The 3,749-nt window shown below is 43.1% G+C and carries 3 protein-coding genes; 2 read left to right on the plus strand and 1 reads right to left on the minus strand.

Going from position 1 to position 3,749, the window contains the following annotated elements:
• Positions 1–359 precede the first annotated feature (359 nt).
• Positions 360–1,556 carry a methyltransferase family protein gene (locus tag F6K20_RS28570; RefSeq protein ID WP_008187026.1) on the minus strand — a complete coding sequence of 399 codons (1,197 nt, stop codon included), beginning with the start codon at positions 1,554–1,556 and terminating at the stop codon, positions 360–362.
• A 333-nt stretch (positions 1,557–1,889) separates the two neighbouring features.
• Here F6K20_RS28570 and menA point away from each other — a divergent pair, with 333 nt between their 5' ends.
• Entirely contained in the window at positions 1,890–2,801 is a 912-nt protein-coding gene (gene menA / locus F6K20_RS28575) for a 2-carboxy-1,4-naphthoquinone phytyltransferase (protein WP_287296924.1), read from the plus strand.
• Between the two features lie 7 nt (positions 2,802–2,808).
• Positions 2,809–3,507 (plus strand): bifunctional demethylmenaquinone methyltransferase/2-methoxy-6-polyprenyl-1,4-benzoquinol methylase UbiE, encoded by a 699-nt coding sequence (gene ubiE, locus F6K20_RS28580; protein ID WP_287296926.1) that lies wholly within the window; start codon positions 2,809–2,811, stop codon positions 3,505–3,507.
• The last annotated feature ends 242 nt before the right edge of the window (positions 3,508–3,749 follow it).

A 3,749-nucleotide genomic window follows, 5' to 3' on the forward strand; every position in this document is an offset into this window, starting at 1 on the left:
TAGTGGGGGGAACCACGGCAGTCGCTCATGGGGGAAACCCCCAAGACCGCGCTGCCTCCCCAAGACCGCGCTGCATCGCTATCACATTTTGGTTTGATTTTTCTTGCGCTTACCCTAGAATTATATAATTGCTCACCATCATTTCTTGATGCAGTCGCTCATGGGGGGAACCACGGCAGTCGCTCATGGGGGAAACCCCCAAGACCGCGCTGCCTCCCCAAGACCGCGCTGCATCGCTTTTTAATTTTAATGATGAGCAATAGTTTTGGTAGTAAAAATTTTGGTTTTGATGACCAATCATTTATTTGGTCACTAATCAAGACGGAAATCAAGGGGATATTAGTATAAACAATCCCTGATTAATTTTTCCAACCTACTACAAATAAAAAGCTGCCCTTTTGAGTAGACACCACTTCAGTTTTAATGAAGCCTACTTCTCTTAAGAGGTTAACAATTTTATCGGTGGAGTAAAGCGGGGGAGCTTTGACTCCGCCAATCAATAAATCCATTATTTCTAATTCTGGCAAAAATGATGGTGAAGGAACCAAACTGTCAGTGGTAGGTTCCAGGATAATCACCATACCCTTTGGTCTTAAAACCTGAAAAGATTTTTTGATAAACTGGCTACCATAATCGCTGTAGGACAATTTTCTAAATAAGAATACAATATCATACTCTTCATTAGCACCCCACTGGTCAGACAAAGCGTTTCCCTCGGGAGATATAATAATCTCTTCCGGAGATTTAGGTAAAGGATACTTGCTTAAAAGTCGCTCTAAAAAATTAATTTGATTTTCCAAGCCTGCCAGCACAAAGTCTACATCGGGTTTGCGTTCCAGTAGCTTGCCTATAAAGGTAATACCCACTTCGCCAGTAATAATTCTCTTAACCTGATCAATAGGAATTTTAGTGAACAATTCTCGGGACGGTTCTTTCAGATATTCGTTAGCAAATGCATAGTACTCATAAAGGGTTTCATCATTACCATTAAACAAATCCATCTGCTGATTTGAGCTGCCAGTTTGGATAGTTAAATTTAATGATAACCAGGATGACCATGTCTGAGAGACTAGATTGTAATAATCACCCAAATAACTTGGACTTTCTTTAACCAAATAATTCTTAGTTATTTTGGTGTTAACATAGCCAACACCTTGATCATGATTAGTTTGGCTACTTTGGCTACTGTTGAGATAACCGAGACTCTCCAAAACCCTAAGCAATCGCTCGGTTGATATCAAATTAAGATTCAAGTCCCTGGCTACTAAATTAGCAGAAACTCCGGGATGCTTGTGCAGATAATCAAAAACACCAAGTTTCACGGCTGACATAATAATTGCAGTACGTTGGAAACTGGTAGCATCTGCCAGCATCTCTGCTCTTTCTAAGAGTCTGATTCGATTACCAATAACTTTCGTTAAGCTATTGATAGCTTCTGGGAAATACTTTTTGATCGCCAAGACTAAACCTACCAATTTAGATGGCAGTCCAAATCTTTGCTGTTTCGACTTTATCTCTAGAGTATCCCGTGCTAGCACTTTGACATTACTGGTCATACTTTTGAGTCATACTTTTTAGGATTGCTTACAAGACTTACAGGGTGCGTTAATAACGCACCCTACTACTTATATAGTTTAGGGTTCAATTTTTCGTAAGTCTTATATTAATAGTTGTTATTTTACAACTTTAGTTAATATTTTTTAAATAAAATTTACAAAATATTAACCTATAATCAATTCACGACCTTGATTGGGATTAATGGTATTCTGCTAGTCAGCCCCTTAACACCGTTGAAGACCGTTGACCCAAAGCTTGAACAGTCCCAGCAGTATTGGTTTATGGTTTGACGGTCACTCTAGCACGACTGGCATTCATATTCCGTGACTATTTTGACAACAAACACAATTAATGCTCCTAGCTCCAAACAGAAACTGTGGCTAGCAGCCATCAAGCCCCCCATGTATAGCGTGGCAATTATCTATGTTTGGGTAGCAGCTGCTGTGGCATGGTTTGAGACCAATCACCTCAATTGGACGATATTTTTGACCTTTGTCAGTGCTTCGATTCTGATTCTGGCTTGGGAGAATCTGAGTAACGATGTGTTTGACTCTGAGACTGGGATTGATAAAAACAAAGCTCACTCGATAGTGAACCTGACGGGAAACAAATCGTTAATTTTTTGGCTAGGGAACCTGTGTTTAGGACTGGCTATCCTTGGCATGCTACTGATCTGCTGGTGGCAGCAAGACTTAACATTGATGGCGTTAGTACTCCTATGCTGCAGCCTTGGCTATATGTACCAAGGACCTCCCTTCCGCCTGGGCTACCAAGGTCTAGGAGAGATTCTGGCCTTTTTGAGCTTTGGTCCGTTAGGCATGTCAGCTGCCTACTACAGTCAAACCCAGAGTTGGTCTGTGACTAACCTGGCGGCATCGATAATTGTGGGTCTTGGGACTATGTTAATTCTATTTTGCTCCCATTTTCACCAAGTAAAGGATGATATAGCAGCTGGGAAGCGATCGCCTATTGTTTGCCTTGGCACCAAACGAGGTGCTCAACTGTTGCCCTGGATTTGTGGTAGCCTATTCGCTGCTACTGGTGGGTTTGTGCTCATGGGGCTATTCCCCATATGGACATTACTCACTTTGGTGGGATTGCCCTTTGCTATCAAGCTTTGCCGCCATGTTAACGCTCATTACAACCAACCGGAAAAGGTGAGTAATTGTAAGTTTATTGCCGTAGCGCTACATTTTTGGAGTGGACTCTTGTTGGGTGTCGGTTTCTTAATTAACCTTAATTGAACGAATCATGTCAGAGCAATCCCACGAGATTCAGGGAATTTTTGATAACATCTCTTCTAACTATGACCAGCTAAATGACAGGATCAGTTGGGGTCAGCATCGAATTTGGAAGCTGATGACGGTTAAATGGGCTGAACCTAAGCCAGGAGATACCTGTGTTGACCTTTGTTGTGGCAGTGGAGACCTGACTCGACTATTAGCGGAGAAAGTAGGCACTCAAGGAAAGGTGTATGGAGTAGATTTTGCTCCCCAGATGTTAGCGATCGCAAAACAAAAATCCTCTGAACCACACATTGAGTGGGTAGAGGCGGATGTTTTAGATTTACCATTTGCTGACAATACCTTTGACGGAGCAACTATGGGATATGGATTACGTAATGTCGTAGATATCCCCAAAAGCCTAAAGGAGATTTACCGTATTGTTAAACCAGGCGCTAAAGCAGCAATTCTTGACTTTCACTTACCGTCTCAGCCTCTGTTTCGGCAGTTTGAACAGTGGTATATGGAAACGATTGTTGTTCCCCTAGCCCGTCACCAAGGACTTGAGGAAGAGTATGCCTATATCTGGCCGAGTATACAGCGATTCCCCCGTGGTCCGAAGCAAGAATCTTTAGCACGGCAAGTAGGATTTCGTGCAACTCACTACCCGATTGTTGGTGGAACCTTAGGAGTATTGGTATTGACTAAACCTAGAAGTGTTGAATAGGAAATAGGGAATCGGGAATCGGGAATCGGGAATCGGGAATCGGGAATCGGGATGTAAGCATTCAGCCGTCAGCGGTCAGCCGTCAGCGGTCAGCCGTCAGTGGTTAGCTCTCAACCGTTAGCGGTCAGCTTATTTTATTCAAAAGCACCATCTGCGTGGTACAGGCTTTGGCCTTGGCCGTTGGCCACGCTACGCGAATGGCCACGCTGTGCGAACGACGCTGTGAATAACCCTGCAGGCTT

This window comes from Moorena sp. SIO2C4 (assembly GCF_010672485.1).
Taxonomy (GTDB): domain Bacteria; phylum Cyanobacteriota; class Cyanobacteriia; order Cyanobacteriales; family Coleofasciculaceae; genus Moorena; species Moorena producens.

What these genes read in the sequence shown, in the direction of transcription:
- F6K20_RS28570 (WP_008187026.1), bottom strand. Translation starts at nt 1,556, where the DNA reads ATGACCAGTAATGTCAAAGTGCTAGCACGGGATACTCTAGAGATAAAG.
- ubiE (WP_287296926.1), top strand. Translation starts at nt 2,809, where the DNA reads ATGTCAGAGCAATCCCACGAGATTCAGGGAATTTTTGATAACATCTCT.